Below are 26,717 nucleotides of genomic sequence, written 5' to 3'. Positions count from 1 at the left end.
GCGAGCGACGACGTCCGCGCAATCCGAGGCGTCTCGTCGTCGTATTGCGTTGTCGCGCTAACCGATTCGTCTCACGATCGCGATCGACGACCACGGCACGACACGGCGTCCGGTGACCGCTGCGCCCCGCGGCAGCGCATCGGCCGGGTGCAGCACCACCTCGAGGTGATCACTGCCGACGAAGTCGATCGTGCCGGCCCAGAGCCCGCCCGCGACGTCGTGCACCGCCACCGGTGACCGGTCGCGCGAGACCGCGCGCAGGGCGACGCCCAGACCGAACCGTCGCGCCGGAGTCGTCGCCTTGTCACTGCGCCTGCCGAGTCCGCCGATGCTGACGACGGCCGAGGCCGGCACGATCGCGCTGCCTCGCCCAGACTCCTCAAGGACCAGCCAGTCCTTGCCGAGGTCGGCGATCCTTCCCTGCACCGGTCCGGCCGGTGTCATGCAGTCGACCGATTCGCCGACGGCGGCCGCCACCCGGTCGAACCAACCGACCTGCGCGCGCTCGGCCCTGGTGCGCTCGGCCACCTGAGCGAGTGCCTCGTCGCGTTCGGCCGCGGCGAGCTGTGCCTCCAGATCGTCGAACAGGTCGTCCCATCGCATGGCCGGGACCCTACCCGGCTCACCATCTCGAAATTGATCACCCTTGAAGTCTGTTTTTGTTCGTTGTTGTCGTTTACTGTCTTTTCATGACACATACAGCTGTACGTCGCCGCGCGCGCATCCTCGCCCTCGGTCTCGCCATCGGCGCCGGAGTCGGCGCCTACGTCGCACTGCGCTCCGCCCTGTCGGCGCTGGGAGCCGGCGAATCGACCTCGATCGACGCCGTCTGGCAGACCGTGCTGCTGCTCGCCCTCGGCGCTGCACTGTGCTGGGCGGGCACCGTCGCCCTCCTGGCCCGCGCCCAGATCGAACGCGGCGGCGTGCCCACCGGCACGGGGCGTCGCCTGGCCGTCGTGCTGCTGGCCGTCGCCGGGTGGACGACGATGGGTTCGGCGGGTGCTGCCGTCCCCTCTCCTCCCGGCTCGATCACCGTCGCCACGGCGCCACTCAGCGCGGCTCAGGTGCCGTCGGTGCCCTCCCCCGACTTCGCGGCACCCACACCCGACGCATCGCTGCCGCCGGGCTGCCCGACGCCGCCGGAGCCGGGATGGACACCCACCGCACCGAAGGCCATCGCGCCCGCCGACGGCAGCCCCCTGCTGACCGGGTGCACGGGCGGCGCCCCACAGGCCGACACGACCGTGGTCGTGCGCGGCGGCGACACGCTCTGGTCGATCGTGGCCCGGGCGCTCGGCCCCGAGGCGTCACCCGACCGCATCGCCCGCGACCTGCCCGCCTGGTACGACGCGAACCGTCAGGTCATCGGCGCCGACCCCGACCTCCTGCTCCCCGGCCAGATCCTCACCGCTCCGTCCGCTGCCTCGGCCACTTCCTCGCACACGTCCGACTCCACCGATTCGACCAATACACAAGGGAGTTCGCGATGACCAGCGCCGCCCTGTCCCTGTCCGTCGACGCCCGGCCGGCGCCGAACCTGCTGCCGCCGGGCCGTGAGAGGCGACGGTTGCACGTCGTCCCCGACGCCCAATCGGTGCTGGCCGTCGACTTCCAGGGCGGCGGACACGATCCGGAGTTCGGGCCACAACACGCACGGTCCAGCGACCTGCCCGATCCGGCGGCGTGGAGCACGCGGCTCGTGCTCGCGCTGATGGACGTCATGAACGGGCTGCGCCCACCGGCCCAGGTCGAACGGGCGCTGGTGCTCGACCTGCGCGAACGAGTGCGCCGCGCGCACGCGGTCGCCCAGCGACGCGGCGCCAGGCCCACCCGTCCGAGCCGGGTGCTGCGGGTGCGCGTGTGCGAGAACGCCGACGGCGTGGCCGAGGTGAGCGCCGTGGTGCACGACCGCGGCCGCGTGCGCGCGATCGCGATGCGACTGTCCGGGGTCGACGGACGCTGGCTGGTCACCGTCCTGCAGATCGGCTGACGGTCTCGAGTCCCGTCGCGCTCAGCCGTTCTGCAGCGCGAAGGCGGCCGCCCCCGGTCCGGGACGACCGCCTTCGGCGTGCGTGCACTTCTACTTCTTCGCGGTGGCCTTCTTGGCCGCAGCCTTCGACTTGCTCTTCTTCTTGGCGCGGGCGTCGGCACGACGCTGAGCACGCGGCGCCTTGGCGCCTTCGTCCTCGAGCGTGCGGCCCTCGTCGTCGACACTGTGTTGGTGCGCGAGTCCGTCCTCGCCGGGGGCGGTGAGCGTCATCTTCTCGTTGGTCTGCTCCGGCAGCGAGGCCTGCACCTCGTCGGGGTCGACCTCGACGTGGAACAGGTCGCGCACGACCTCTTCCTTGATGGCGTCGTTCATCGCCGTGTAGAGCTGGAAGCCTTCGCGCTGGTACTCCACCAGGGGGTCGCGCTGCGCGAACTGGCGCAGGCCGATGCCCTCCTTGAGGTAGTCCATCTCGTAGAGGTGCTCGCGCCACTTGCGGTCGAGCACCGACAGCATCACCCGGCGCTCCACCTCGCGGGCGACGTCGTCGCCCCAGCCGGCCTCGCGGCGGTCGTAGGCGTGGTGGACGTCGGAGCGGATCTCCTGCGCGAGCAGGTCGGCGTTGAGCCCGGCGCGACCGCCGACCTCGTCCTCGATCTCCTTGACCGTCAACGAGATCGGGTAGAGCTCTTTGAACGCGCCCCACAACTCGTCGAGGTCCCAGTCGTCGGAGAAGCCCTCGGCGGTGGCACCGTCGACGTAGGCATCCACGACGTCGTTGATGAAGTGACGCACCTGCGGGGCGAGGTCTTCGCCCTCGAGGACGCGGCGACGCTCCTTGTAGATGGTCTCGCGCTGCCGGTTGAGCACGTCGTCGTACTTCAGGACGTTCTTGCGAATCTCGAAGTTCTGCGCCTCGACGCTGCTCTGCGCCGACTGGATCGAGCGGCTGACCATCTTCGACTCGATCGGCACCTCGTCCTCGATCTTCGCGGTCTGCATGAACCGGTCGACCAGGTTGGCGTTGAACAGTCGCATCAGGTCGTCCTGCAGCGACAGGTAGAACCGGCTCTCGCCCGGGTCGCCCTGACGTCCGGCGCGGCCGCGCAGCTGGTTGTCGATGCGGCGCGACTCGTGCCGCTCGGTGCCGAGCACGTAGAGGCCGCCGAGCTCGAGCACCTCCTTGTGCTGGGTCTCGACCGCTTTCTCCGCCTTCGCGAGCGCCTCGTCCCAGGCGGCTTCGTACTCGGCCGGGGTCTCCTCCGGGTCGAGGCCCTTGCGCTTCAGCGCGGCGACCGCGATGTGCTCGGGGTTGCCGCCGAGCATGATGTCGGTGCCTCGACCGGCCATGTTGGTCGCGACCGTGACCGCGCCCTTACGGCCGGCCTGGGCGACGATCTGCGCCTCCTGCTCGTGGAACTTCGCGTTGAGCACCTCGTGCGGAACACCCTTGCGGCGCAGCTGCTCGGAGAGGTACTCCGACTTCACGACGCTGGTGGTGCCGACGAGCACCGGCTGGCCCTCGCGGTGCCGGTCGACGATGTCGTCGACGACTGCGCGGAACTTCGCCTCCTCGGTGCGGTAGATGAGGTCGGCCTGGTCCTTGCGGATCATCGGCTTGTTGGTGGGGATCGTGACGACGCCCAGCTTGTAGATCTGGTGCAGCTCGGCGGCCTCGGTCTGCGCCGTACCGGTCATGCCCGACAACTTGTCGTACATGCGGAAGTAGTTCTGCAGGGTGATCGTGGCCATGGTGTGGTTCTCGTTCTGGATCTCCACCTCCTCCTTGGCCTCGATCGCCTGGTGCATGCCCTCGTTGTAGCGGCGGCCGGCGAGCATACGTCCGGTGTGCTCGTCGACGATGAGGATCTCGCCGTCCTTGACGACGTAGTCCTTGTCCTTCTTGAACAGTTCCTTGGCTTTGATGGCGTTGTTCAGGTAGCCGATCAGCGGCGTGTTCTCGGCCTGGTAGAGGTTGTCGATGCCAAGGAGGTCTTCGACCTTCTCGATGCCCGACTCCATGATGCCGACCGACTTCTTCTTCTCGTCGATCTCGTAGTCGCCGTCGCCCGGCTGGTTCTCACCGGCCTTCTTCGGCGCGCAGGTGAGGTGTTCGACGATCTTGGCGAACTCGGTGTACCAGCGGGTGGCCTCGTCGGCCGGACCGCTGATGATCAGCGGGGTGCGGGCCTCGTCGATCAGGATGGAGTCGACCTCGTCGACGATCGCGAAGTTGTGGCCGCGCTGCACCAGTTCGCTCGCGCTCCACGCCATGTTGTCGCGCAGGTAGTCGAAGCCGAACTCGTTGTTGGTGCCGTAGGTGATGTCCTTGTTGTACTCGGCGCGCCGCTGCTCGGGCGTCATCGACGCCAGGATGCAGCCGGTCTCCAGGCCGAGGAAACGGTGGACGCGTCCCATCAGCTCCGACTGGTACTCGGCCAGGTAGTCGTTGGTCGTGATGACGTGGACGCCCTTGCCGGCCAACGCGTTGAGGTAGCTCGGCAGCGTCGCGACGAGGGTCTTGCCCTCACCGGTGCGCATCTCGGCCACGTTGCCCATGTGCAGCGCCGCCCCACCCATCAGCTGCACGTCGAAGTGGCGCTTACCGATCGTGCGGACGCTGGCCTCGCGGACTGCGGCGAACGCCTCCGGCAACAGATCGTCCAGCGTTTCGCCGTCCTTCAGGCGCTGCTTGAACTTGTCGGTCTCCTCGCGCAGTTCGGCATCGGTGAGAGCCTTGAAGTCGTCCTCAAGCAGGTTCACCTGCGCCGCGAGACCCTGCAGCTTCTTCAGCGTGCGGCCTTCACCGGCCCGCAGGATCTTCTCGACTACCTTCGGCACTGTTGCTCCTCGTTCGTGGACAGACCCACCAAGAGTAATGGGCGCGCGGGGACCGAGAGACCAACGCCCCAGCCTACGCCGCGGTTCCCGGCTCCCCTCGTCCACCGATCACCGACTCCCCCTCCCCCGAACCCCCGCAAACGCTGCGGTTGCGTGCAGGTGCTGCTGTTGCAACCGCAGCCTCTGCCGGCAGGCGCCGCGTTTGCGGTCGGTTTGCGGGGGTCTTGGAGGCTTCCTCGGGCTTGCCTCGGGAATCCGGTGGCGGGCGGGTGGCCGCGTTTGGTTGGTTGGACCCATGCCCTATCCGGACGAGGTCCCCCTGCTGACCGACGGTGTCGTCACCTTGCGCGCATATCGCAACGACGACGCTGCGGCGATCGTCGAGTTCGCGGGCGACGAGCGGTCGCAGCGGTGGATCCCGCTGCCGGTGCCGTACGGCGACCAGCAGGCCCGGGAGTTCCTCGACCAGTGCGCGCGGCAGTGGAGTGCCGACCCCGTGCACCCGAACTGGGCGATCGAGGTCGACGGACGGTACGCCGGCGGCATCAACTGCCGCCGGGTGCAGCCGGGCACCTGGGAGCTCGGCTACTCCGCCGTGCCGGACGCCCGCGGCCGCGGCACCGTGAGCCGCGCCGCCGCGCTCGTGCGCGACTTCGTCTTCGACGAACTCGACGCGACGACCCTCACCTGGCGGGCGGCCCGCGGCAACTTCGCCTCGCGCCGGGTCGCCTGGAACATCGGCATCACCGTCGACGGCAGTTGGCCGAACACGCACCGCGGCACGATCGGGCCGGTCGACGACACCTGGATGGGACACCTGCACCGCAGCGATCGTGACCGCGAGCGTCGTGCGTGGTGGGAGCCGGCGGTGCTGACTGGCGAACACGTCGTGCTGCGGCCGTGGACCGAGGCCGACCGTCCGGAGCAAGGACCCGACGCCTGGAGCCGCGCCGTCGCCCCGGACATGCAGCCCTCCCCCGAGTCGTTCGACGAGTGGCTGCTCACCCGTCGCGAGCGCATGGCCGAGGGCGGCTGGGTCGGCTGGGCGATCGCCGATCGCGCCACCGACGAGGTGCTCGGTCACATCCAGGTCACCCGTCTGCACATCGATTTCATCAAGGGCACGGGGTCGGTCGGTTACTGGCTGTACCCGTCGGCTCGTGGCCGCGGGGTGGCTCAGGAAGCGCTCGACCTGCTGATCCCGCACGCCTTCGCGCCACGCACCGACCTCGGCGGCCGCGCCGGGCTGGGACTGCGCCGGCTGGAGGCCGGCATCGACAGCCGCAACCGGGCCTCGCGGCGCACCCTGCTGCGGGCAGGTTTCCGGTTCTGGGGCGCCGAGCGCGAGGTGCTGGCGTACGGCGGCGAGACCGGGTTCGACGCGGAGTCGTTCGAACTGCTGGCCACCGACGACCGCCACGCCCAACGCGTGCAGCCGCTCGCGGTGCCCACCCTGGAGACCGAGCGGTTCGTGTTGCGGGAGTGGACCGCCGACGACGCACCCCAGGACCACCACGTCACCGACGACGACGCACGCCGCTTCATGTCCAACGAACTTCCCACTGCCGCAACGTTTCCGGCGTCGCTGCGTCGGCGCGAGCAGGGGGCCGACCGGGGCGAGTCGATCAGCTGGTGCATCACCGACCGGGCCAGCGGCGAGGTGCTCGGCAATATCGGCTATTTCGCGATCGGCGAAGGCATCACCGCCGGTGCCGAGGTCGGCTACTGGCTCTGGAAGAGCTCCCGCGGACGCGGCACGATCGGCGAGGTGCTCCCGGTGGTGCTCGACCACGGGTTCGACACCCTCGGACTCACCCGCATCCAGGCCGAGACCGACCTGGACAACATCGCCTCGCAGCGCATCCTGCTCAAGGCCGGGTTCGCGATGTGGGGCACCGATCATCGGGCGTACACGAACGCCGACGGCTCGATCACCGACGGCGCCTACTTCGAGTTGTTCGCCGGCGACCGCGAGCGCCGTCCAGAATTGCCCACCGCGCCGGTGGTGCGCGGCGAGGGGGTGCGGCTGCGGCCGTTGCGGATGAGCGACGCCGAGCGGGTGCACGAGGCGTCGACCGATCCGGCGTTCGCGTTGTGGCTGAACAGCGACACCGGCCGCGCCTACGACCAAACCCGGGCCTGGCTGGCGCGCGAGGTAGCGCCGACCGACGACCGCACCCGCTGGGCCGTCACCGAGAGCAGCGACGACACCTTCATCGGTTGCGTGACCCTGCAGAACATCGACCGCACGGTCGCCGGCGCGGAGGTCGGCTACTGGATGCACCCGGACGCCCGGGGACGGGGGTTGGCGACGGCCGCCGTCTGCACGCTGGCCACCCATGCGCTGTCGCCGCAGGGCGCGCGGATGCGACGACTCAGCCTGAACGTCGCCGACGGGAACGACGCGTCGGTGCGGGTCGCCCAGCGCGCGGGGTTCACCCGTTCCGGCGTCGACCGCCTCGCCGAGGCGCTCGGCGACGGACGGGTGGTCGACCTGCTGAGGTTCGAGCGGCTCGCGCACGAGTAGGCGGTGCGCCGCCCCTAACCATCAGGTGGGGTCGGGCACGTCGGGTTCGAGTTCGGGCACGGGTTCGCCGAGCTTCACCAGCACCACACCCCCGAGGATCAGCAGGCCGCCGAGCAGTTGCACCGCGGCGGGCTGTTGACCGAGCAGCACCATGCCGAACAGCAACGAGAACAACACCTCGATCAGGGCGACGAACGACGCCAGGCGCGACCCCAGGGCGCGCGAGGCGAAGATGCCGGCGACGTAGGCGAGCGCCGCGGTCACCAAGCCGAGCGCGACGAGGGCGACCCACCACGGCACGTCGCCGATTGTGAACGAGACGTCGCCGGTGGCGGTGCTGTAGGGCATAAGGCCGGTGACGCAGCCCAGCGCCATCGCGACGGCTCCGACCCACAGGCCGCCGCCGGCGAGTGCGATCGGCGGCAGGTGGGTGTCGTGCGCGGACAGCACGAAGTAGACGGCCGCTCCCGCCATCGCGAGAAGCGCCCAGAACATGCCGGCGCCGTCGACGCTCGCTCCGGAGACCAGGTCGAGCACCAGCACGAGGCCGCCGATGGCCACCACCGCGCCGGCGCTGGTGAGCACACTTGGACGCTGGCCGTGCCGCAGCCACAGGAAGAGCACCACGGCGATCGGCGCCGCGTACTCGACCAGCAGCGCCATCGCCACCGGCATCGTCTGGACGGCGTTGAAGTAGGCGAACTGGGTGCCGGCCACCGCAATGAGGCCGTAGGCGATGACGAGTCCGGCGTCGGCCCGCAGCAACTGCCAGCGCCCGCGCAGGGCGAGCAGGGTCGGCACGGTGAGGGCGAGCGCGGCGATGAGCACCCGGAACAGCACGGCGGCGGCCGGCGACCAGCCGAGTTCGATGAGTCCGCGGCCGAGGCTTCCCGAACCACCGAAGGACGCGGCCGAGATCAGCGCCCACCACAGGCCCGACCGGGCGGTGACGGAGGGTTCGGCGCGCACTTCGTCATGAGTCATCACTGCCATGACTGATGACACTAGGGCTCGTCGATGTAAGGTGTCAACGTGCGCTTTGCTCATGACACCGAACCGGCCCTGCGGGCCGCGGTCCGCCTGGTCAACAGCGCCGAGGAACCCGACACGATGACCACGCTCGCCCAGTTGCGCGAGTTCTATCGCGACGAGGGCTACACCGGCCGCGCCCCGCGCGGCGCCGACGACCTGGCCGCCGTCCGCGACCTGCGCCCGCGCCTGCGCGCCCTGCTCACCGCCGACCGCGACCACGCCGCCAAACTGGTCAACGAGGTCTTCACGGAGGTCGCCACCCAGCCCCGACTCGTGCGCCACGACGATCTCGACTGGCACCTGCACATGGTCGAGGACGACAGCCCGCTGGCCGTCCGCGTGCTCGTCGAGACCGCCACCGCGATGGTCGACCTGATCCGAGCCGACGAGTTCTCGCGCCTGTCGCTGTGCGCGGCCGACGACTGCACCGGCGTCGTGCTCGACCTCACCCGCAACCGCTCGAAGATCTTCTGCTCCCCCGCGTGCAGCAACGGGGCCGCGGTCGCGGCATACCGCGAACGTCGGCGCCGCGCCGACTGACCACAGGGACTGACCCGCAGCGACTGACCCGCAGCGACTGACCCGCGCCGGCACAATCGGCCGCCGGCCCGGCCAGCCACCCTCGCTCCCCACCACGACCCCCGCCCATCCAGGATGCGAGACATAATCGCGCGTTATTTGACGGATAACTCATCACTATCGAAACTCCTACATGTCCGACAGGAATTGCGGACGTCACGCCGGCACCGTCCGGATCGACCCAAGGAGCACCCCGATGAGCCGTCATCCCCGCCTCGCCCTCGCCGCCGCAGCGACCGCCGCAGCCATGGCACTGTCGGCCTGCGCGGGCGGTGGTGCGAGCGACACCGCGGCCGCGGGCACCTCCTCCGGCAACTCCGGGGGCGCCGCCGCCAAGGCGGGCACGATCAACCTCTACGCCTACGCGGTGCCGAAGGTCGGCTTCGACAAGGTGATCCCCGGCTTCAACGCGACGGCGCAGGGCAAGGGCGTCACCTTCCAGCAGTCCTACGGAGCCTCCGGCGACCAGTCCCGCAAGGTCGCCGCCGGTGCTGTTGCCGACTTCGTCAACTTCTCCGTCGAGCCCGACATCACCCGACTGGTCGACGCCGGCCTGGTGAAGTCGGACTGGAACGCGAACCAGCACAAGGGAATTCCGTTCGGCTCGGTGGTCACCATCGTCACCCGCAAGGGCAACCCCAAGGGGATCAAGGATTGGGACGACCTGCTCAAACCGGGCGTCGAGGTCGTGACCCCCAACCCGTTCAGCTCCGGCTCGGCCAAATGGAACCTGCTCGCGCCGTACGCCGCCAAGAGCGACGGCGGCAAGAACCCCGCGGCCGGGTTGGCCTACCTGGAGAAGCTGATCGGCCAGCACGTGAAGGTGCAGCCGAAGTCGGGCCGCGAGGCCACCGAGACCTTCCTGCAGGGCACGGGCGACGTGCTGCTCAGCTACGAGAACGAAGCCCTCTTCGCCGAGCGCAACGGCGACCCCGTCGAGCACCACACCCCGAGCACCACCTTCAAGATCGAGAACCCGGTCGCGGTGTTGTCCAAGAGCAAGAACCTCGCCACGGCGACGGCGTTCCGCGACTACCTGTTCACCCCGGCCGCGCAACGGCTCTGGGCGCAGGCCGGCTTCCGTCCGGTCGACCCGACGGTTGCGGCCGAGTTCGCGAAAGACTTCCCGACGCCCGCGAAACTGTGGACGATCGCCGACCTCGGCGGTTGGAAGGCGGTCGACAACTCGCTGTTCAAGAAGAAGACCGGTTCGATCGCCGTCATCTACGACAAGGCGACGGCCTGACATGACGGCCACCGCCACCGACGCGCAGGGTGCCTCCGTCACACTGGAGGCGCCCTCCGCGGGCCCACCCCGCGGCGTCCCGGAGCCCACCCCGTCCGAGCCCGGTCGACGCGTCGGGGTTCGCCGCGCCGGGCCCACCCTCGGCATCGGCATCGTCGGGCTCTGGCTCAGCGTCATCGTGCTGTTGCCGCTCGCCGCCCTCACCGCGCGGTCGTTCGACGACGGCTGGAGCGGCTACTGGGACGCGGTCACCGCGCCCACCGCGCTCGCGTCGCTGCGGGTGACCATCCTGGTCGCCGTCGTCGTCGCGGTCGTCAACGCGGTGATGGGCACCCTCATCGCATGGGTGCTCGTGCGCGACGACTTCCCGGGCAAGGGCGTCGTCAACGCACTGATCGACCTGCCGTTCGCGCTGCCGACGATCGTGGCCAGCATCGTTCTGCTGTCGCTCTACGGCCCGAACAGCCCGATCGGCATCCACCTCAACGCAACCCGTCCGGGGCTGGTCGTGGCGCTCGCGTTCGTGACCTTGCCGTTCGTCGTCCGGTCGGTGCAACCGGTGCTCATCGAACTCGACCGCGAGGTCGAGGAAGCGGCCACCTCGCTGGGGGCGTCGAACTGGGTGACCTTCCGCCGGGTGGTGCTGCCGACCCTCGCACCGGCCGTGATCGGCGGCACCGGGCTGGCGTTCGCCCGGGCGATCGGCGAGTACGGATCGGTGGTGCTCATCGGCGGCAACATCCCGCGCGAGACGCAGGTGGCCTCGCAGTACATCCAGCAACAGGTCGAGACCGACAGTCCGGTCGATGCGGCCGCCGTGTCGATCACCCTGCTCGCCGTCGCGTTCGTCACCCTCGCGGTGCTGCGGTGGTACGCCGGTCGCGCGCAGCGCAGGGAACAGGAGGCGCAGTGAAACCGTCGACCCCCGCCCGCCTCGGGCTGCGCACCATCGCGCTGCTCTACCTCTTCGCGCTGCTGGTCGTGCCGATCGTGCTGATCCTGGTGCGCACCTTCGGGCCGGGCCTGGACGCCTTCCTGGCCTCGGTGCGCACCCCGGCCGCGATCTCGGCGCTCAACCTGTCGCTGCTCATCGTGGCGATCGTGGTGCCCCTCAACGTGGTCTTCGGCGTCGCCACCGCCCTCGCCCTGGCGCGCGGACGCTTCCCCGGCAAAGGCTTGCTGCAGGCCGTCGTCGACCTGCCGTTCGCGGTGTCGCCGATCGTCGTCGGTGTCTCGCTGATCATGCTGTGGGGCGCGGGCGGCTGGTTCGGCGGCGTCGAGTCGCTCGGCTTCCAGGTGATCTTCGGCCTGCCCGGCATGGTCATCGCGACCATCTTCGTCACCTTGCCGTTCGTCGTCCGTGAGGTCGAGCCCGTGCTGCACGAGATCGGCACCGAGCAGGAGCAGGCCGCCGCAACGCTCGGCGCCACCGGCTGGCAGACCTTCCGCCGCATCACCCTGCCGGCGATCCGCTGGGGCCTCACCTACGGAATCGTGCTGACGGTCGCGCGGGCGCTCGGCGAATTCGGTGCGGTGATCATGGTCAGCTCCGGCTTCCCCGGCGTCTCCCAGACGCTCACCCTGCTCGTGCACTCCCGCTACATCGACGACCACAACACGTACGGCGCCTACGCCGCCGCCACCCTGCTGATGGGTCTCGCGCTCGCCACCCTGCTCGGCATGGCCCTGCTCGACCGCTTGAGGAGAAAACGATGATCAGCGTCACCGGCGCCCGCAAGAACTACGGCGACTTCGTCGCCCTGGACGACGTCAGCCTCGACATTCCCGCCGGCAGCCTCACCGCGCTGCTCGGCCCCAGCGGCTCCGGCAAGTCGACGCTGCTACGCGCCATCGCCGGCCTCGAAGGTCTCGACGCCGGACGGGTGGTGATCGGCGACCGCGACGTCACCGGGGTGCCGCCGCGCAGCCGCGGCATCGGGTTCGTCTTCCAGCACTACGCGGCGTTCAAGCACATGACCGTGCGCGACAACGTCGCCTTCGGGCTGAGCATCCGCAAGCGCCCCAAGGCCGAGATCAAGCGCAAGGTGGACGACCTGCTCGAGATCGTCGGGCTCGACGGATTCCAGCACCGCTACCCGGCGCAACTGTCCGGCGGTCAGCGCCAGCGGATGGCGTTGGCGCGCGCCCTCGCCGTCGACCCCGAGGTGCTGCTGCTCGACGAGCCGTTCGGTGCGCTCGATGCGAAGGTGCGCGCCGACCTGCGGCAGTGGCTGCGGCGCCTGCACGACGAGGTGCACGTGACCACCGTGCTCGTCACCCACGACCAGGAGGAGGCGCTCGACGTCGCCGATCGGATCGCCGTGCTCGACAAGGGCCGCATCCAACAGGTCGGCGACCCGGTGACGCTGTACGAGCGACCGGCCAACGACTTCGTGATGTCGTTCCTCGGCTCGGTCGCCCGCCTGGCCGGGCACCTGGTGCGACCGCACGACATCGCGCTGCACCGATCGCGCGCGGCTGCCGAGCAACTCGACGCGCGGGTCGGCGGCGCGGCCGGGGTGATCGCTGCCGTGGTCGACCGGGTGGTGCGGCTCGGCTTCGAGGTGCGGGTCGACCTGCACGCCGACAGCGGCGAGGTGTTCAGTGCCCAGCTCACCCGGGCGGAGGCCGACGCGCTCGATCTGCGCGCGGGCGACGAGGTCTTCGCGCACACCGTCGAACCGGTGAACCCGGCCGAGACGGAGCCGGCGCTGGCCATCTGAGCCATCGGGAGCGATCTGGGTCGTCGCGCCGTCGCGCTCGGCCGGCGGCCTTACGGCATCGCGACGTCGGTGAGTTCGAGCCAGTCGGCCATCGACCGCAGGTTGCGACCGAGCGCTTCGACGGCCGCCGGGGAAACCCGCGGCTCCCAGGAGATCCGTTGGGCCCGAAGCACACTCGACTTGCGATCGGCCTTGAGGTCGACGCGTCCGACCAACTCGCCGCCGTGCAGGAAGGGCAGCACGTAGTAGCCGTGCACCCGATCGGCGGCCGGGGTGTAGATCTCGATGCGGTAGTGGAAGTCGAACAGTTCGTGGGTGCGGTCGCGCTGCCAGACGAGCGAGTCGAACGGGCTGAGCAGCGCCTCGGCATCGGTGCGGCGAGGACGGGCCGCGTCGACGTGCAGGTAGGCCGGCCGCTTCCAACCCCGCACCTGCACCGGACGCAACTCCCCCAGTCGCACGAGCTCGTCGATCGCGGGTCGCGCCTGGGCGCCCTTCAACCGGAAGTAGTCGCGCAGGCACAGTTCTGACCCGATGCCGTGGGCCCGCGCCGCGATGCGGACCAGTTCGACGAAGGACTCCTCGAGCGGCGGGCGGTTGTCAGGGGAAGCAGCCGCTCGGGCCGCCGGAGGGAAGGTGGATTCGACTGCGGCATATCGGCGTTCGAACTGGGTTGTGCGACCCGCGCTGGTGATGCGGCCGGCCCAGAACAGGTGCTCGAGCGCGTTCTTGACGGCGCTCCAGTTCCACCCCCAGTTGTCCTTGCTGCGCGGGGTGTCGTGTTCGAGGCGGGACTCGACCTCCCGGGCGGTGAGCGGGCCGTGCGCGCGCACCTCCGCCTCGACCGTCGCGACGAGTTCGGCCTGCTCCCGGGCCACCCGCTGCATGCCGCCCCACGAGTCGGCCTCGGCGCGGCGCATCCGGAAGGTGAGGTGGGGCCAGGTGGCCGGCGGAATCAGCGACGCCTCGTGGGCCCAGTACTCCACCAGTCGGCGCGGAGCGACATCGCGGGCCCGGTCGAGCAGCGCGGTGTCGTAGGGCCCGAGGCGCGAGAACAACGGGAGGTACTGGCTGCGGGACAGCACGTTGACGCTGTCGATCTGGATGATGCCGACGCGGTCGATGACCCGCTGGACATGCCGCATCGTCGCGCCGAACGGCTCGGGGCGGCGGTCGTGGAAACCCTGCGCGGCCAACGCGATTCGGCGCGCTTGGGCCATCGTGAGGGTCTCGGTCGGGGCGGCGTCGACCGGCGCGACCGGCTGCGTGACTTGTCGAGGGTTCATCGCGCCGCCCACCTTAGGCCCGCCCACCGACAGGCACCGCCCACCGACAGGCACCGTCCGCCGCGAGTGGTGGCGCCGAACGCGCACTGCACATGCAGGAGGCGGCGGAGCCGTTCGGCTCCGCCGCCTCTGTGCTGACCTCGTCGTGGACGTCAGGCGGACTCTTCCGCCTTCTCCTCGACGTCGAGGGTGATCATTCCGTAGGACCAGCCGCGGCGTCGGTAGACGACGGTCGGTCGGTCGGCGTCGACGTCGTGGAAGAAGAAGAAGTCGTGTCCGACCGCTTCCATGTGGCCGATCGCCTGATCGACGGTCATCGGGGACGTGCGGTGGGTCTTCTCGCGCAACTCCACCGGGCAGTCGACGTCGCCGCCGATGCGAGCGATCGAGTCGGGAATCGGGGGCTCCTGCTCCTCGTCGCCGGGTGCGTTCGAGAGGTCGAGGTCAGCCAGCGGTGCGGTCGCGTCGTGCACGGACTTCGGGGCCTTGCGGCCGCCGCGGTGCACGCGACGCTTGTCGTGCTGGCGACGCAATCGCTCGCCGAGCCGTGTCGCTGCAAGGTCCAGGGCCGCGTACGTGTCGTCGGCGCTCGCCTCCGCGCGAATCACCGCGCGCTTGCCGTAACAGGTGATCTCCACCCGCTCGGCTTCCTTGGCCTGCCGTGGGTTGGGTTCGTGCGAGACGATGACCTCGCAACGGGTGACCCGTGGGTCGAGCTGGTTGACCTTCGCCAGCTTCTCCTCGATGTGACGCTGAAAACGCTCGGGTACCGACGTGTGACGTCCGGTGACCGTGATCTCCATGGAATCTCCTTGTGCTCTCTCAGAAGAGTGTTCTGCGGACTTCTACGTCCTGATCTCCCGACGAACCACCTCCCTTCAGGGCGGCGACACAAGGCTCTTTGCGAACTGCGCTGCCGCAAAGCCTCTCCATGACGTAACGCTATGACACCGGGGCGCGCGAGTCCATGAATCGGGGCGTCCGTCCACGCACGAGTTGCACGGATGAGACGGTCGCGGACGGCGGGAACTTCGCCCGCGTTCCGAACGATCGCCCGATCAGCCCGGCGACCGGCGCAGCACCGCGCCGGCGAGGGTCACCGCCTGCACCTCGCGCGCGCCGCCGGCCCACAACGCGCGCGCCGATTCGGCCAGCGTCGCCCCCGAGGTGACGATGTCGTCGACGAGCAGGCAGGTGCGTCCTGCGACGGACTGCGCCCGCATCGCCCCGCGCAGGTTCGTCGCCCGGCGGTCGGCCGAGAGCCCACCCTGGTCCTCGACCGTCCGGACGAATCGCAGGCTCTGCGGTGGTGCGACCGCGAGGCCCGAGCCCGCGGTCGCGCGCCGCACCAGATCGAGTAGCGGCAGCCGTCCGCGCTCGCGGGTCGAGCGTGCGCCGGACGGCACGCAGACCAGCACCAGACGTCCGGCTCGGTGTGCCCGCACGAGCTCGGGTCGATCGGTCAACGCCCCGGTCAGTGCGTGCCGCAACACGGTCGCCAACGGCGCGAGCAGATCGGTGCGCGCGTCGTCCTTGTAAGCAGGCAACGCCCGCACCAGCGGCCCGTCGTAGGCGAGCGCCGTCCAGCAGTCGGGGAACACCGGCACGTCGCGCTGCACCCGGCCCAGCGGCTCGTCGGCGAGCGCCGCCACGAGCCAGTGCGCGCAACCGTCGCACCAACGGTGGTGGGCTCGGCCGCATCCGCCACAGACGCGCGGCGCGGCGAGTTCGCCGAGATCGTCCAGGCCCGCCGCCAGCCGTCCGAACCACCCCACGTCGACAGTGCAGCGCGCGTCGGCGCGGGGCGCTCACCACCGTTGTTCGGCGGTGGACAACTCTTCGGGTGCGGGCAGGGTGTGGACGATGCGCGGGCGATCAGGCACCCGGCGCGATGACCTCGCTGACGCCGCTCATCTTGCGCCAGCCACCGCCGATGCGTTCCTGGACGGCGGGTTCGGAGGTGTGCACGTAGAGGTCGCCGGTGCCGCGCCCGGTGGCGACGATCTCGGTGGCGCCGGTGACGGTGCCCATCGGGTTGACGAACCCGCTGAGCGGCACCTCGATCACCTGCCGTGGCTGATCCCCGGTGCCGGTGATGACGGCGAGGGTCACGTCGTCGGCCCAGGCGACATCGACGACATCGCTGACCGCCTGCCCGACGTCGATGGGGTTGGACAACGCGGTGGCCTGACCGTTCGCGTCGCGGATCACCAGCGCGAGTTGAAGTTTCGTGGTGCCGTTCGGAGCCCGGGTCACCAGGGCTATCCGTTGGCCGTCGCGGGCCGACTTCAGCGAGAGCACCTGCGAGTCGCCCAACCAGGGCACCGAGATCGCTTGCGGACGGGTGGTCGAGACAAAGTTGGTGGTGTCCATCATCCAGACGGTCGCGCCGCTGGAAACCTCGCGGTCGGGGCCCGCCCGTGACAGGGACAGGCCGGCGAGCCACAACTCGTCGAGACCGTTGAAGCTGGGACGGGTCAGCTGTCGTCCGAAGGCCGGTACCTGGTAGACGGCGCCGCCGCTGATCCAGCGCCCGAGGGTCTTGCGGTCGCCGCTGATGCCGGCGATCTGACTGCCGTCGGTGTCGCTGGACAGCAGGTACCAGTTGCGGTTCATGGTCGGCAGCGTCGGCCGGGTCGGGGTGCGCGCGGGGCCGTTGGTGGAGCCGTCGATCTGCCAGCGAAGCGACTGGTCGACCCGCACCATCACCCCGTTGTCGACCGAGGCCGGCACGTTGTAGCCGACATCGCCGGGCGTGACCGGGTTCGTGGGAAGGTTCGACGCGCCGAGCCGGGAGCCGCCGACGGTGATCGCCACGCGGTGCACCCGCGGCACCTGGTTGAGGGTCGCCATCATCGCCGCCCACAGCGCGGTGCGGGAGTTGGCGTCGGCGCTGCGGACGCTCTCGGTGAGGTCGACGGTGGCCACCCCGTCGGCGCTGATCGGCACCGCGTCGACGGCCAGGCGGGTGCCGCCGGGCACCTGGTTGAAGTCGGGCATGGAGCCCTCGCGCTGCGCCATCCACTCCGGCACGCCGCGCAACACCGCCCGGGCGAGGGCGGCGGTCACTCCGGTGCGCGGGAACCACTGCTGGTCGGCGACCAGGGTGTGGGTGCGCTTCTCGGCGAGGTACACCGTGTAGGGCGCATAGGTGCGGTCTCGGAAGTCGGTCGTTGACAGGTAGGGCCCGAAGTCGGCAGGAAGTCGGGAGATGCGCCACTGACCGTTCACCTGGGTGAGGCCGATGTCGACGGTGCGGTGGGTGGGCGTCGAGAACTGCCGCAGGTGGCCGCCGCCGTCCAGCTCTGCCCATTGCGTCACCGTCAAGGTGACTCGGCCGGTGGACACCTCGGTCACGACGAAGTCGCGTTCGCCCTGGGTGATCGCCACCCGGCCGCTCGGCGCCCAGCTGCGGCTGGCGTCGGTGGTGAGGTACTCCCGTGCGACGGCGAAGTCTTCGTCGACGCTGCCGTTGGCCCGTAGGAATCCCTTCACCAGGTCGACCGGCGCCGCATCGGCCTGCGGGCCGTAGAACTCCACGTTCGCCGGTGGCGCGGTCGGCGCGTCCGCGATCGGCCTGCGGGCCTGCACCGAGCTCGATCCGGGCAGCCCGGCGCAGGCGGCGAGCACGAACGCGGTGAGCACTGCGACCGTGGCTCGCAGCGCGGCGCGTCCGGCCTCGTCGGGGGTCATCTGCGGTCGCCCCCTGCGGGTGACGCCGGACGGCCGGAGTGGTTCGACTCGGTCGGGTCGGCGTCGACCCCGGTGCCGAGGGTCAGCGAGTTGCCGGCCGGCATGATCCGGCCGACCTGGGAGTCGTCGGGCGCGAGCGGGAGCGGCGAGCGCTGGATGGGTTGCCCGGCTCGACGCGGCAAGGTCAGCCGGAAGCACGAACCCTCTCCGGGCGCACCCCACGCCTGCAGCCAGCCCTCGTGCAGACGGGCGTCCTCCAGCGAGATCGACAGGCCGAGTCCGGTGCCGCCGGTCGTTCGGGCCCGCGCCGGGTCGGCCCGCCAGAACCGGTTGAACACACGCACGGCCTCCCCCGGTTTGAGGCCGATGCCGCGGTCGCGGACGGTGACGGCGACGGCCGAGTCGTTGGCGCCGATCTCGATGTCGATGGGTTTGCCGTCCGAGTGCTCGATGGCGTTGGTGACCAGGTTGCGCAGGATGCGTTCGATGCGGCGTTCGTCCATCGGCACCACGGCGTCGCGGCCGGGCAACACCCGCACGGTGGTGCCGTTGCGGTCGGCGAGCACCGAGGCGGCGTCGACCACGCGTCCGACCACGGCGCGCAGGTCGCCCGGGGCCACGGTGAGCGCAGCGGCACCCGCGTCGAACCGGCTGATCTCCAGCAGGTCGGTCAGCAGCGCCTCGAAGCGGTCGAGTTCGGCGCTGAGCAGTTCGGCCGAACGAGCCACCGGTTGGGCGAAGTCGGCGCGGTTGGCGTGGATCATGTCGACCGCCATCCGGATAGTGGTCAGCGGCGTCCGTAGCTCGTGGGAGACGTCGGAGGTGAACCGTTGCTGCAACGTCGACAGGTCCTCCAGCTGGCGGATCTGGCGTTGCAGGCTGTCGGCCATCGCGTTGAACGACGTGGCCAGCCGGGCAAGGTCGTCCTCCCCCGAGGCCTGCATCCGCTCGTTGAGGGCGCCGGCCGTCAACCGCTCAGCGACGTGCGCCGCAGACCGCACCGGGGTGACGACCATCCGCGTCACCAGGTAGGCGAGGGCCGCGAGCAACGCCACCAGCGCCACGCCACCAGCGGCGAAACTGCCCTTGACGATGTTGAGGGTGGTGACCTCGGCCTCCATCGGGAAGATGAAGAACAGGTCGTACGCGCCGGCGTTCGGCACGGTCACCCGCGAGCCGACGAGCACGGCCGGCACGGCTTCCTTGCCGGGATACTGCACGGTGACGATCTGCACCTGTTGGTGGTCGGGATCGTTGCGCAACGCCTCCCGGATCGCGTCGGGCACCATCTCGGCGGTGGCGGGCGGCTGCGACACCCGCGGGATCGGCTGGGCCGTGTTGTCCAACGCCTGGAGGAACACGACCCGGCGCGACGTGTCGTCACCTGGCGAGCTGAGCTTCTGCACCATGTCGGTGGCGAGTTGGCGCAGCGAGCTGAGGTCGGTGTTCGGGGTGCTTGCGAAGATGTTCTGCGCGTCGGCACGCCGGCTCTGGCTCTCCGCCTCGGCCGAGGTCATCTTCGACTCGACCAACCCGGTGGCGATGCGGTGGTACATGTACGACCCGAGCACGAGCGTGACGATCGCGCCGGCGATGGCCGTCGTCGTCACCACCCGGGTGTGCAGCGACTTGCGCCAGGACCGCCGCAGGGCAGCGAAGGTGGTGACCAGCGCCGATCCGACGGCGCGCAGCCGGCCCCGCCGTTCACCCGTGCCCGGATCCTGTTGTGCGTCAGTGGGTTCGGCGGTCAACGCGGCCACCTGTCCGGGTGGCGCTCCGCGCCGGCCGTCGCCGGTTGCACCCTCGACCGGCACCGCATGTGCCGGTGCCTCGGGCTCGCCGGCATCAGACGCTCGGGCCGGCCTTGTAGCCCACACCTCGCACCGTCACCACGATCTCGGGATGGTCGGGATCGCGCTCGACCTTCGACCGCAACCGCTGCACGTGCACGTTGACCAGGCGAGTGTCGCCGGCGTGCCGGTAGCCCCACACCTGTTCCAACAACACCTCGCGGGTAAACACCTGCCAGGGCTTGCGAGCCAGCGCGACCAACAGGTCGAACTCCAACGGGGTCAACGAGATCGGGCTGCCGCCGCGCGTCACCGAGTGACCGTTGACGTCGATGGTGAGATCGCCCAGTCGCAGCTGCTCGACCTCGACGTCGTCGCCCCGGCGCAGCCGGGCACGGACGCGGGCGACCAGTTCCTGGGGCTTGAACGGTTTGTTGACGTAGTCGTCGGCGCCCGCCTCGAGCCCCGCCACCACATCGGTCGTGTCGGTGCGCGCCGTGAGCATCACGATCGGCACGTGCGACTCCGCGCGAATCTGACGGCACACCTCGACGCCGTCGACGCCCGGCAGCATCACGTCGAGCAGCACGACGTCGGGCTTGGCCTCCCGGAAGGCCGCCAGGGCTCCGGAACCGGTGGAGCACAGCGCCACCTGCATGCCCTCACCGCGCAGGATGATGCCGAGCATCTCCGCGAGTGACGGATCGTCGTCCACGACAAGGACACGGGGCGCCATTCGAACTCAACCTTTCTGACCGGGATCCTCCGCACATCTTCACATACGGCGGTGTGAGATCCGGAGGCTGTAACACGCGGCGGGCCGGCCGAAGAAGCTACTTGGCATCGAACGCGGCGGCGACGATGCCGCTGTGGTCCGAGGAACGAGGACCGCTGCGGAGGAGGAGCGCTCGCCAGAAGAATCCAGACTGAGGTGACGAGATGACTCGGCCCGGCCGGCAAGGACGCAGTCCTGCCGGCCGGGCCGAGTCATCGAGGAAATCTCAGTATCGATAGTGCTCGGGCTTGTACGGGCCGGCGACGTCGACACCGAGGTACTCGGCCTGACCCTTGGTCAGCTCGGTGAGCTCGACACCCAGGGCGGCGAGGTGGGCGCGGGCGACCTTCTCGTCGAGGTGCTTCGGCAGCGTGGTGACGGTGGGCTTGCCGTCCTCGTCGACGTACTCCTCGGACTTCTCGAACAGTTCGATCTGGGCGATCGTCTGGTTCGCGAACGAGTTGGACATCACGAAGCTCGGGTGTCCGGTGGCGTTGCCGAGGTTCATCAGGCGGCCTTCGGACAGCACGATGATCGAGTTGCCGTCCTGCTTGGTCCACTCATGCACCTGCGGCTTGATCTCCGTCTTGGTGATCTCGGGCAGCTTGGCGAGGCCCGCCATGTCGATCTCGTTGTCGAAGTGACCGATGTTCGACACGATCGCCTTGTTCTTCATCCGCGACATGTGCTCCGCGGTGATGACGTCGTAGCAACCGGTGGTGGTGACGAAGATGTCGCCGTACTCGCAGGCGTCGTCCATCTTGGCGACCTGGAAGCCCTCCATCGCGGCCTGCAGTGCGCAGATCGGGTCGACCTCGGTGACCACGACGCGGGCGCCCTGGCCGGCGAGGGCGGCGGCGCAACCCTTGCCCACGTCGCCGTAGCCGGCGACGACGGCGGTCTTGCCGGCGATGAGCACGTCGGTGGCGCGGTTGAGGCCGTCGACGACCGAGTGGCGGCAGCCGTACTTGTTGTCGAACTTGGACTTGGTGACCGAGTCGTTGACGTTGATCGCCGGGAAGAGCAGTTCGCCGGACTTGGCGAGCTCGTACAGGCGGTGGACGCCGGTGGTGGTCTCCTCGGTCACGCCCTTGATTCCGGCGGCGATCTTGGTCCACTTCTGCGGGTCTTCGGCGAGGGTCTTGCGCACGAGGTCCTTGAAGACCGAGAACTCCTCGGAGTCGTCCTCGGTGGTGGGCGGCACCTGACCGGCGGCCTCCCACTCCTTGCCCTTGTGCACGAGCATGGTGGCGTCGCCACCGTCGTCGAGGATCATGTTGGGGCCCTCGCCACCGGGCCAGGTGAGGATCTCGTTGGTGCAGTCCCAGTACTCCGGGAGGCTCTCGCCCTTCCACGCGAAGACCGGCACACCCTGCGGGTTGTCGACGGTGCCGTTCGGGCCGACGACCGCGGCGGCGGCGGCTTCGTCCTGGGTCGAGTAAATGTTGCAGGAGGCCCAGCGCACCTCGGCGCCGAGGGCGGTGAGGGTTTCGATGAGCACGGCGGTCTGCACGGTCATGTGCAGCGAACCGGCGATCTTGGCGCCGGTGAGCGGCTTGGACTCACCGAACTCCTCGCGCAGCGCCATGAGGCCGGGCATCTCGTGCTCGGCGAGGCGAAGCTGGTGACGGCCGGCCTCGGCGAGGCTGAGGTCCTTAACCTTGTAGTCGAAGGACATGAGTGTCGTGTACTCCTTCTGCCGCGTGACGCGACTTTGACTTCATGTGTCGGACGCTGGCATCGCCCATCTGGGCTGGTCGGGTCATCACCCATGCCGGCCCCGCGAGGATACCGGCGGGCACCGACGTCCGCGAAAACCCGTGTCGGCGGTCCGGTGGAGTTTCGGCTCGTCGTTAGCGCCGTCCGGCGGTCGTGCGGGTGGCTTAATGAGAGGCACAGCCACCCGACGAGGTTCAGGAGCAGTCGATGTCCGCATCCGATGACGACAACCGGTCCACCGACAATGGCGACGAGGGTTCACGCCCGGAACCGACCCGCGAGCAGCGTGCGGCCGAGATGCCGGACGAGCTCAAGGTCGACGTCGATCAGGAGAAGTTGCAGGCCTGGGACGACGCGAAGGGCGACTACGGCGTCGACGACGACGGCGAGCGACCGATCATGGTCGGCGAGGGTGGAGCCGGTTTGACCGACGAGACCGACTCGACCGACAAGAACGACTCGACCGACTCGACCGACTCGACCGACGAGGACGACTCAGAGCGCTCGGAGGACTCGTCAGACGAGGGCGACAAGCCGCAGGAGCAGGAGCAGCACCACACGTCGCGTCCTGACCACGAGAACCGCAGCTCGGCTGAGCCCACCGACGGTCAGCAGACCTGATCGGCGCCGTCAGGCCTGAGCGTCCTTCGCCTGCTGCCACGACGTGCCCACGTCGTGCAGGTGGTGCGCGAGGTCGTGCAGCAGGTACTGGCCGAGGCTGAGCACGGTGAACGCCGAGCCGTTGGAACGCAACCCCGTGCGCTCCCATTCGGTGGGCTTCACCGCGTCGTACGCGGCGGCGAGGCGCGCGGCGGCGGCGCACAGCTCGGGCACGAGCTGCGCCGTGTCGGCCGTCGCGTAGTCGCCGTCGATGGCGGCCTGGTCCTGGTCCCAGTTCGGGAAACCCGGTGCGTCGTGTTCGAGCATCAGCGCGAGGCGTCCGTCGAAGACCCGACAGACGTCGAGCACGTGGCAGCCGTACTCCAACGGTGACCAGGTGGCGGGTGCGGGGCGACGGCGCACGTCGGCACGATCCAGCACCTGTGGCCACGGCGCGGTGAAGCGTCGGACGAGGGCACCGATCTGCCCACCTGCCACCGCCCCGGCCTCGAATCCGCAGTCGGGGCAGGCCTGTTCGAGGGTCCAGGTCCAGTCCTTGTCGTCGGCCGGGATCGCGGACTCGCGGTGGTATCCGGCCCGCCGGTCGGCGCGAACATCGCCCCGATAGCGCCGGTCGCGCAACTCGGCGACGTAGTAGTCGTACTCGGGCGCACCCGCCGCCTTCGCGTCCGCGAGCTCGGCCTCGATGTCGTAGGGCACCCGCACGAACTGCACCCCGAACGGCGCCGGTTCGTCGCTGTCGAGCACGCCTTCGAGCACGACGTAGACCGGCACGTTGTCGTCGAGCGCGTTGCCGACGCTGCCGGTGTTGATCAGCGTCAGGCCGAGATCGGTCTCCATGAACGAGTCGTGCGTGTCGCCGTACGCCACGACGGTGGGGGTCGGCCCGTCGCCGGTCGCGGGGGTGTTCTGGAACATCCCGAAGAACTCCGCCGCGTCGTGGTCGAAGCGCACCCGGTTGTGCACGCTGGTCGCCGAGGCGTGGAAGATCCGGATGCGCCGGCCGCTCATCGTGAAGTCGTGACTGAACGGCAGCGCGCGCAGCCACTCCCCTTGTCCCGGGCCGAGCTGATCACGCCACCACTGCAGCGCGGCATTGTCGGCGGCGTCGCCGAACTCCTCCAGCGCGGGCAGGAAGTCGTCCCAGTTGCCGAGAATGTTGACCTCGCAGCGCTGCCGGCACAGGTCGACCACCTCGCGGCCGCGGTGCCCCTTGCCGACGTAGTCGCCGAGGTTGTAGATGCGGTCGACACCGCGGGCGTCGATGTCCGCGAGCACCGCCTGCAGCGCGGTCAGATTGCCGTGCACGTCCGAGATGAGTGCGATGCGGTCCATGCCCGCCACGATAGGCCGCGCGTCGGCGGCAGCCTTCGTCGCCGGACCCGTCGCCGAACCCGAAGGTGGATCGTCGTTGCGATGGCGACGACGATCCACCTTTGAAATCGCGGGGCGTTCGAGCACCGACCTCCGTTCGGAGGCGACAATGACGACATGGCAATGCAGGGCAATCCGACCGACACGGCTCTCGTCCGTGACACCGGCCTCACCGGCGCCGAGGTGGCCGAACGGGTCGCCCGCGGCGAGGTCAACGAGGTCGGCGAACGCACGTCCCGATCCGTCGGCGAGATCATCCGGGCCAATGTCTTCACCCGGTTCAACGCCATCCTCGGTGCGTTGTTCGTGCTGGTCATGACCACCGGGTCGTGGGCCGACGGACTGTTCGGAGTCATCCTCGTCGCCAACTCGGCGATCGGCATCGCGCAGGAGTACCTCGCCAAGCGGAAACTCGACCGGCTCGCGCTCCTCAATGCGCCCACCACCCGGGTCATCCGCGACGGCGAGACGCTCGAGGTGCCGACCCGGGAGGTGGTGCTGGACGACCTCATCGAACTGCGCACCGGCGACGAAGTGCCGGCCGACGGCGTGCTGCTGCGCTCCGAGGGGCTGGAGCTCAACGAGTCGAACCTCACCGGAGAATCCGACCCGGTGCACCACCCCGAGGGTGACGAGATTCGTTCCGGCACAAGCGTGGTCGCCGGCACCGGGCGATACCACGCGCGAGCCGTCGGCGCCGACGCCTATGTCAATCGGATCGCGGCCGAAGCCCGCAAGTTCACCCGCACTCACTCCGAGATCCAGGCCTCGATCAACACCCTGCTGCGCTACATCACCTGGGTGATCGCGGCCGCCCTGCCGCTGCAGATCTGGTCGCAATGGCGCGCCGTGGGCGATCAGGGCTGGCAGTCGGTCGTCATCCGCTCGGCCGCCGGCATCGTCGGGCTGGTGCCCGAGGGGCTGGTGCTGCTCACGTCGGTCGCGTTCCTGCTCGCCGCCGTCCGGCTGACCCGCGACGAAGTGCTCGTGCAGCAGTTGCCCGCCGTCGAGGGCCTGGCCCGGGTCGACGTCGTCTGCCTCGACAAGACCGGCACCCTCACCGTCGGCGAGATCGCGTTCGACGACGCCGAGCCGGTCAACGGCAGCACGGCCCACGAGGTGCGTGCCGCGCTCGGCGCGCTCGCCGACGACCCCGACCCCAACGGCACGCTGGCCGCGATCGGCGCCGCGCTGCCCTCCCCCGGCTGGCACCGCACCTCGACGGTGCCGTTCAACTCCCAGCGCAAGTGGAGCGCCGCCTGCTTCGAGGGGCACGGCTGGTGGGTGATGGGTGCGCCCGAGATCCTGTTGCCACCCGACGACCCGCTGCACGCGCAGGTCAGCGACCTTGCCGGACGCGGACGCCGCGTCGTGCTGCTCGCGCGCAGCGCGGATCCGGTCGACAGCTCCGCACTGCCCGACGACCTGACACCGGCCGCGCTGGTCAGCCTCGCCGAGCAGATCCGTCCCGACGCGCAGGAGACGCTCACCTACCTCGCCGATCAAGGTGTCGCGATCAAGGTCATCTCCGGCGACAACCCGCAGACCGTCGCCGCAGTGGCGCGCGAGGTGGGGCTCGACCCGGGCGAGCCGGTCGACGCCCGCACGCTCCCGGAGGACGGCGACGAACTGCGGGAGGTGCTCGCCGCCGGCACGGTCTTCGGCCGGGTCTCCCCCGAACAGAAGCGATCGTTCGTGCGCGCGCTCCAGGCGGACGGCCACGTCGTGGCGATGACCGGCGACGGGGTCAACGACGCGCTCGCGCTGAAGGACGCCGACATCGGGCTCGCGATGGGCAACGGCGCGCAGGCGACCAAGGCCGTGGCCGAACTCGTGCTGCTCGACGGCCGGTTCTCGCACATGCCGAAGGTGCTCGCCGAAGGTCGCCGTGTCATCGGCAATGTCGAGCGGGTGGCCAACCTGTTCGTGGCCAAGAACGCGATGAGCCTGGTGGCCATCGTCGCCACCGCACTCGTTGCGCTGCCGTTCCCGTTCCTGCCCAGGCACCTGACGCTGGTCTCGACCGTCACCATCGGGATCCCGGCGTTCGTGCTCGCGCTCGGGCCCAACATCCGTCGTTACCAGCCCGGTTTCCTGGGCCGCATCCTGCGCTTCGCGGTGCCGGCCGGCGCCATCGCCGGGCTCGCCGTCATCGTGTCCTACCTCGTCACCGGCGAGCGGTACGGCGTCGCGCCCGGGCAGTTCGAAGCGCGCTGCTCGGTCGCGACCGGAAGCTCGGACCTGTCCTGCATCCGTCCGGGCACCGGCGCGACGATGACCTTGCTGGTCGTGTTCTTCGCGATCCTGTTCGTGCTCGCGCTGCCACTGCGGCTGTGGAAGGTGGTGCTCATCGGCTCCATGGCGGCGCTTGCGGTGCTCGCCTTCGTGTTGCCGATCGGCCGCGACTTCTTCAGCTTCAGCGCCCCGGCCGGGCTGGTGTGGCCGTCATTGGGCATCGGCGCCCTCGGCGCCCTGTGCATCGTCGCCCTGCGCCGCTGGACGATGCGGGCCACGTAGCAGTCAG

The 26,717-nt window shown here is 69.8% G+C and carries 21 protein-coding genes and 1 pseudogene; 11 read left to right on the top strand and 11 right to left on the bottom strand.

The features are described 5' to 3' along the window. Positions 1-57 precede the first annotated feature (57 nt). A complete protein-coding gene (locus DFJ65_RS07650; protein WP_115922515.1) occupies positions 58-603 on the bottom strand; it encodes a hypothetical protein in 546 nt (181 codons plus the stop codon). A gap of 86 nt (positions 604-689) precedes the next feature. On the opposite strand from DFJ65_RS07650, the gene DFJ65_RS07645 reads away from it, so the two are divergent. Continuing rightward, positions 690-1,490 (top strand): LysM peptidoglycan-binding domain-containing protein, encoded by an 801-nt coding sequence (locus tag DFJ65_RS07645; RefSeq protein WP_115922514.1) that lies wholly within the window; start codon positions 690-692, stop codon positions 1,488-1,490. Beyond that, a complete protein-coding gene (locus DFJ65_RS07640) occupies positions 1,487-1,990 on the top strand; it encodes an Rv3235 family protein (RefSeq protein ID WP_115922513.1) in 504 nt (167 codons plus the stop codon). The genes DFJ65_RS07645 and DFJ65_RS07640 overlap by 4 nt, the downstream gene beginning before the upstream one ends. Positions 1,991-2,080: 90 nt before the next feature. Here DFJ65_RS07640 and secA read toward each other — a convergent pair whose 3' ends face one another. Next, positions 2,081-4,828, bottom strand: a complete 2,748-nt coding sequence (gene secA, locus DFJ65_RS07635; RefSeq protein ID WP_115922512.1) for a preprotein translocase subunit SecA — start codon at positions 4,826-4,828, stop codon at positions 2,081-2,083. Positions 4,829-5,123: 295 nt separating this feature from the next. On the opposite strand from secA, the gene DFJ65_RS07630 reads away from it, so the two are divergent. Continuing rightward, entirely contained in the window at positions 5,124-7,355 is a 2,232-nt protein-coding gene (locus DFJ65_RS07630; protein ID WP_170144031.1) for a GNAT family N-acetyltransferase, read from the top strand. A 21-nt stretch (positions 7,356-7,376) separates the two neighbouring features. Here the strand turns inward: DFJ65_RS07630 and DFJ65_RS07625 are convergent, their stop codons facing one another. Beyond that, positions 7,377-8,348, bottom strand: coding sequence for an EamA family transporter (locus tag DFJ65_RS07625; protein ID WP_245950092.1), 972 nt, complete (start codon positions 8,346-8,348; stop codon positions 7,377-7,379). Between the two features lie 39 nt (positions 8,349-8,387). Between DFJ65_RS07625 and DFJ65_RS07620 the strand changes: the two genes are divergently transcribed. From DFJ65_RS07620 to DFJ65_RS18455, 6 genes and pseudogenes are all read left to right on the top strand, one after another. Continuing rightward, positions 8,388-8,927 (top strand): CGNR zinc finger domain-containing protein, encoded by a 540-nt coding sequence (locus tag DFJ65_RS07620; RefSeq protein WP_115922509.1) that lies wholly within the window; start codon positions 8,388-8,390, stop codon positions 8,925-8,927. Between the two features lie 235 nt (positions 8,928-9,162). After that, positions 9,163-10,212: a sulfate ABC transporter substrate-binding protein gene (locus DFJ65_RS07615; protein WP_115922508.1), complete on the top strand. Its 1,050-nt coding sequence runs from the start codon at positions 9,163-9,165 to the stop codon at positions 10,210-10,212. A gap of 1 nt (position 10,213) precedes the next feature. After that, entirely contained in the window at positions 10,214-11,125 is a 912-nt protein-coding gene (cysT, locus tag DFJ65_RS07610; RefSeq protein ID WP_115922507.1) for a sulfate ABC transporter permease subunit CysT, read from the top strand. Beyond that, positions 11,122-11,928, top strand: a complete 807-nt coding sequence (gene cysW, locus DFJ65_RS07605) for a sulfate ABC transporter permease subunit CysW (RefSeq protein WP_115922506.1) — start codon at positions 11,122-11,124, stop codon at positions 11,926-11,928. The genes cysT and cysW overlap by 4 nt, the downstream gene beginning before the upstream one ends. Continuing rightward, positions 11,925-12,578, top strand: a pseudogene (locus DFJ65_RS18460) (sulfate/molybdate ABC transporter ATP-binding protein); the annotation flags it as partial. The gene cysW and the pseudogene DFJ65_RS18460, both read left to right, overlap by 4 nt. A 30-nt stretch (positions 12,579-12,608) precedes the next feature. Next, entirely contained in the window at positions 12,609-12,935 is a 327-nt protein-coding gene (locus tag DFJ65_RS18455) for a TOBE-like domain-containing protein (protein ID WP_425453022.1), read from the top strand. A gap of 50 nt (positions 12,936-12,985) precedes the next feature. On the opposite strand, the gene DFJ65_RS07595 is transcribed toward DFJ65_RS18455, so the two are convergent. The 7 genes from DFJ65_RS07595 to ahcY form a co-directional block, all read right to left on the bottom strand. Continuing rightward, positions 12,986-14,221 carry a winged helix-turn-helix domain-containing protein gene (locus DFJ65_RS07595; protein WP_115922504.1) on the bottom strand — a complete coding sequence of 412 codons (1,236 nt, stop codon included), beginning with the start codon at positions 14,219-14,221 and terminating at the stop codon, positions 12,986-12,988. A gap of 152 nt (positions 14,222-14,373) precedes the next feature. Continuing rightward, the gene (gene hpf, locus DFJ65_RS07590; RefSeq protein ID WP_115922503.1) at positions 14,374-15,024 is read right to left on the bottom strand and encodes a ribosome hibernation-promoting factor, HPF/YfiA family; all 651 of its coding nucleotides are present in this window, start codon (positions 15,022-15,024) and stop codon (positions 14,374-14,376) included. Between the two features lie 255 nt (positions 15,025-15,279). Then, complete coding sequence (locus DFJ65_RS07585; protein ID WP_115922502.1) at positions 15,280-15,996, bottom strand: ComF family protein; 717 nt, start codon at positions 15,994-15,996, stop codon at positions 15,280-15,282. A gap of 100 nt (positions 15,997-16,096) precedes the next feature. Further along, positions 16,097-17,914 carry an LpqB family beta-propeller domain-containing protein gene (locus DFJ65_RS07580; protein WP_115922501.1) on the bottom strand — a complete coding sequence of 606 codons (1,818 nt, stop codon included), beginning with the start codon at positions 17,912-17,914 and terminating at the stop codon, positions 16,097-16,099. Further along, a complete protein-coding gene (mtrB, locus tag DFJ65_RS07575; protein ID WP_245950091.1) occupies positions 17,911-19,665 on the bottom strand; it encodes an MtrAB system histidine kinase MtrB in 1,755 nt (584 codons plus the stop codon). Before mtrB ends, DFJ65_RS07580 begins: the two co-directional genes overlap by 4 nt. A 94-nt stretch (positions 19,666-19,759) precedes the next feature. Beyond that, complete coding sequence (gene mtrA / locus DFJ65_RS07570; protein ID WP_115922500.1) at positions 19,760-20,440, bottom strand: MtrAB system response regulator MtrA; 681 nt, start codon at positions 20,438-20,440, stop codon at positions 19,760-19,762. A 265-nt stretch (positions 20,441-20,705) separates the two neighbouring features. Then, positions 20,706-22,157, bottom strand: a complete 1,452-nt coding sequence (ahcY, locus tag DFJ65_RS07565; protein WP_115922499.1) for an adenosylhomocysteinase — start codon at positions 22,155-22,157, stop codon at positions 20,706-20,708. Positions 22,158-22,405: 248 nt separating this feature from the next. On the opposite strand from ahcY, the gene DFJ65_RS17425 reads away from it, so the two are divergent. Then, a complete protein-coding gene (locus tag DFJ65_RS17425) occupies positions 22,406-22,819 on the top strand; it encodes a hypothetical protein (RefSeq protein WP_170144030.1) in 414 nt (137 codons plus the stop codon). A 9-nt stretch (positions 22,820-22,828) separates the two neighbouring features. Here DFJ65_RS17425 and DFJ65_RS18345 read toward each other — a convergent pair whose 3' ends face one another. After that, positions 22,829-24,154: a metallophosphoesterase family protein gene (locus DFJ65_RS18345; RefSeq protein ID WP_170144029.1), complete on the bottom strand. Its 1,326-nt coding sequence runs from the start codon at positions 24,152-24,154 to the stop codon at positions 22,829-22,831. A 156-nt stretch (positions 24,155-24,310) separates the two neighbouring features. Here DFJ65_RS18345 and DFJ65_RS07545 point away from each other — a divergent pair, with 156 nt between their 5' ends. Next, positions 24,311-26,710, top strand: coding sequence for an HAD-IC family P-type ATPase (locus tag DFJ65_RS07545; RefSeq protein ID WP_115922498.1), 2,400 nt, complete (start codon positions 24,311-24,313; stop codon positions 26,708-26,710). Positions 26,711-26,717: the final 7 nt, after the last annotated feature.

Origin of the sequence: Calidifontibacter indicus (genome assembly GCF_003386865.1) — a bacterium.
In the GTDB taxonomy this organism is placed as follows: domain Bacteria; phylum Actinomycetota; class Actinomycetes; order Actinomycetales; family Dermatophilaceae; genus Yimella; species Yimella indica.
This window is presented reverse-complemented; position numbering and strand designations above follow the sequence as displayed.

What these genes read in the sequence shown, in the direction of transcription:
- DFJ65_RS07650 (WP_115922515.1), bottom strand. Translation starts at nt 603, where the DNA reads ATGCGATGGGACGACCTGTTCGACGATCTGGAGGCACAGCTCGCCGCG.
- DFJ65_RS07645 (WP_115922514.1), top strand. Translation starts at nt 690, where the DNA reads ATGACACATACAGCTGTACGTCGCCGCGCGCGCATCCTCGCCCTCGGT.
- DFJ65_RS07640 (WP_115922513.1), top strand. Translation starts at nt 1,487, where the DNA reads ATGACCAGCGCCGCCCTGTCCCTGTCCGTCGACGCCCGGCCGGCGCCG.
- DFJ65_RS07630 (WP_170144031.1), top strand. Translation starts at nt 5,124, where the DNA reads ATGCCCTATCCGGACGAGGTCCCCCTGCTGACCGACGGTGTCGTCACC.
- DFJ65_RS07625 (WP_245950092.1), bottom strand. Translation starts at nt 8,348, where the DNA reads ATGGCAGTGATGACTCATGACGAAGTGCGCGCCGAACCCTCCGTCACC.
- DFJ65_RS07615 (WP_115922508.1), top strand. Translation starts at nt 9,163, where the DNA reads ATGAGCCGTCATCCCCGCCTCGCCCTCGCCGCCGCAGCGACCGCCGCA.
- cysT (WP_115922507.1), top strand. Translation starts at nt 10,214, where the DNA reads ATGACGGCCACCGCCACCGACGCGCAGGGTGCCTCCGTCACACTGGAG.
- DFJ65_RS18455 (WP_425453022.1), top strand. Translation starts at nt 12,609, where the DNA reads ATGTCGTTCCTCGGCTCGGTCGCCCGCCTGGCCGGGCACCTGGTGCGA.
- DFJ65_RS07595 (WP_115922504.1), bottom strand. Translation starts at nt 14,221, where the DNA reads ATGAACCCTCGACAAGTCACGCAGCCGGTCGCGCCGGTCGACGCCGCC.
- hpf (WP_115922503.1), bottom strand. Translation starts at nt 15,024, where the DNA reads ATGGAGATCACGGTCACCGGACGTCACACGTCGGTACCCGAGCGTTTT.
- DFJ65_RS07580 (WP_115922501.1), bottom strand. Translation starts at nt 17,914, where the DNA reads ATGACCCCCGACGAGGCCGGACGCGCCGCGCTGCGAGCCACGGTCGCA.
- mtrA (WP_115922500.1), bottom strand. Translation starts at nt 20,440, where the DNA reads ATGGCGCCCCGTGTCCTTGTCGTGGACGACGATCCGTCACTCGCGGAG.
- ahcY (WP_115922499.1), bottom strand. Translation starts at nt 22,157, where the DNA reads ATGTCCTTCGACTACAAGGTTAAGGACCTCAGCCTCGCCGAGGCCGGC.
- DFJ65_RS17425 (WP_170144030.1), top strand. Translation starts at nt 22,406, where the DNA reads ATGTCCGCATCCGATGACGACAACCGGTCCACCGACAATGGCGACGAG.
- DFJ65_RS18345 (WP_170144029.1), bottom strand. Translation starts at nt 24,154, where the DNA reads ATGGACCGCATCGCACTCATCTCGGACGTGCACGGCAATCTGACCGCG.
- DFJ65_RS07545 (WP_115922498.1), top strand. Translation starts at nt 24,311, where the DNA reads ATGGCAATGCAGGGCAATCCGACCGACACGGCTCTCGTCCGTGACACC.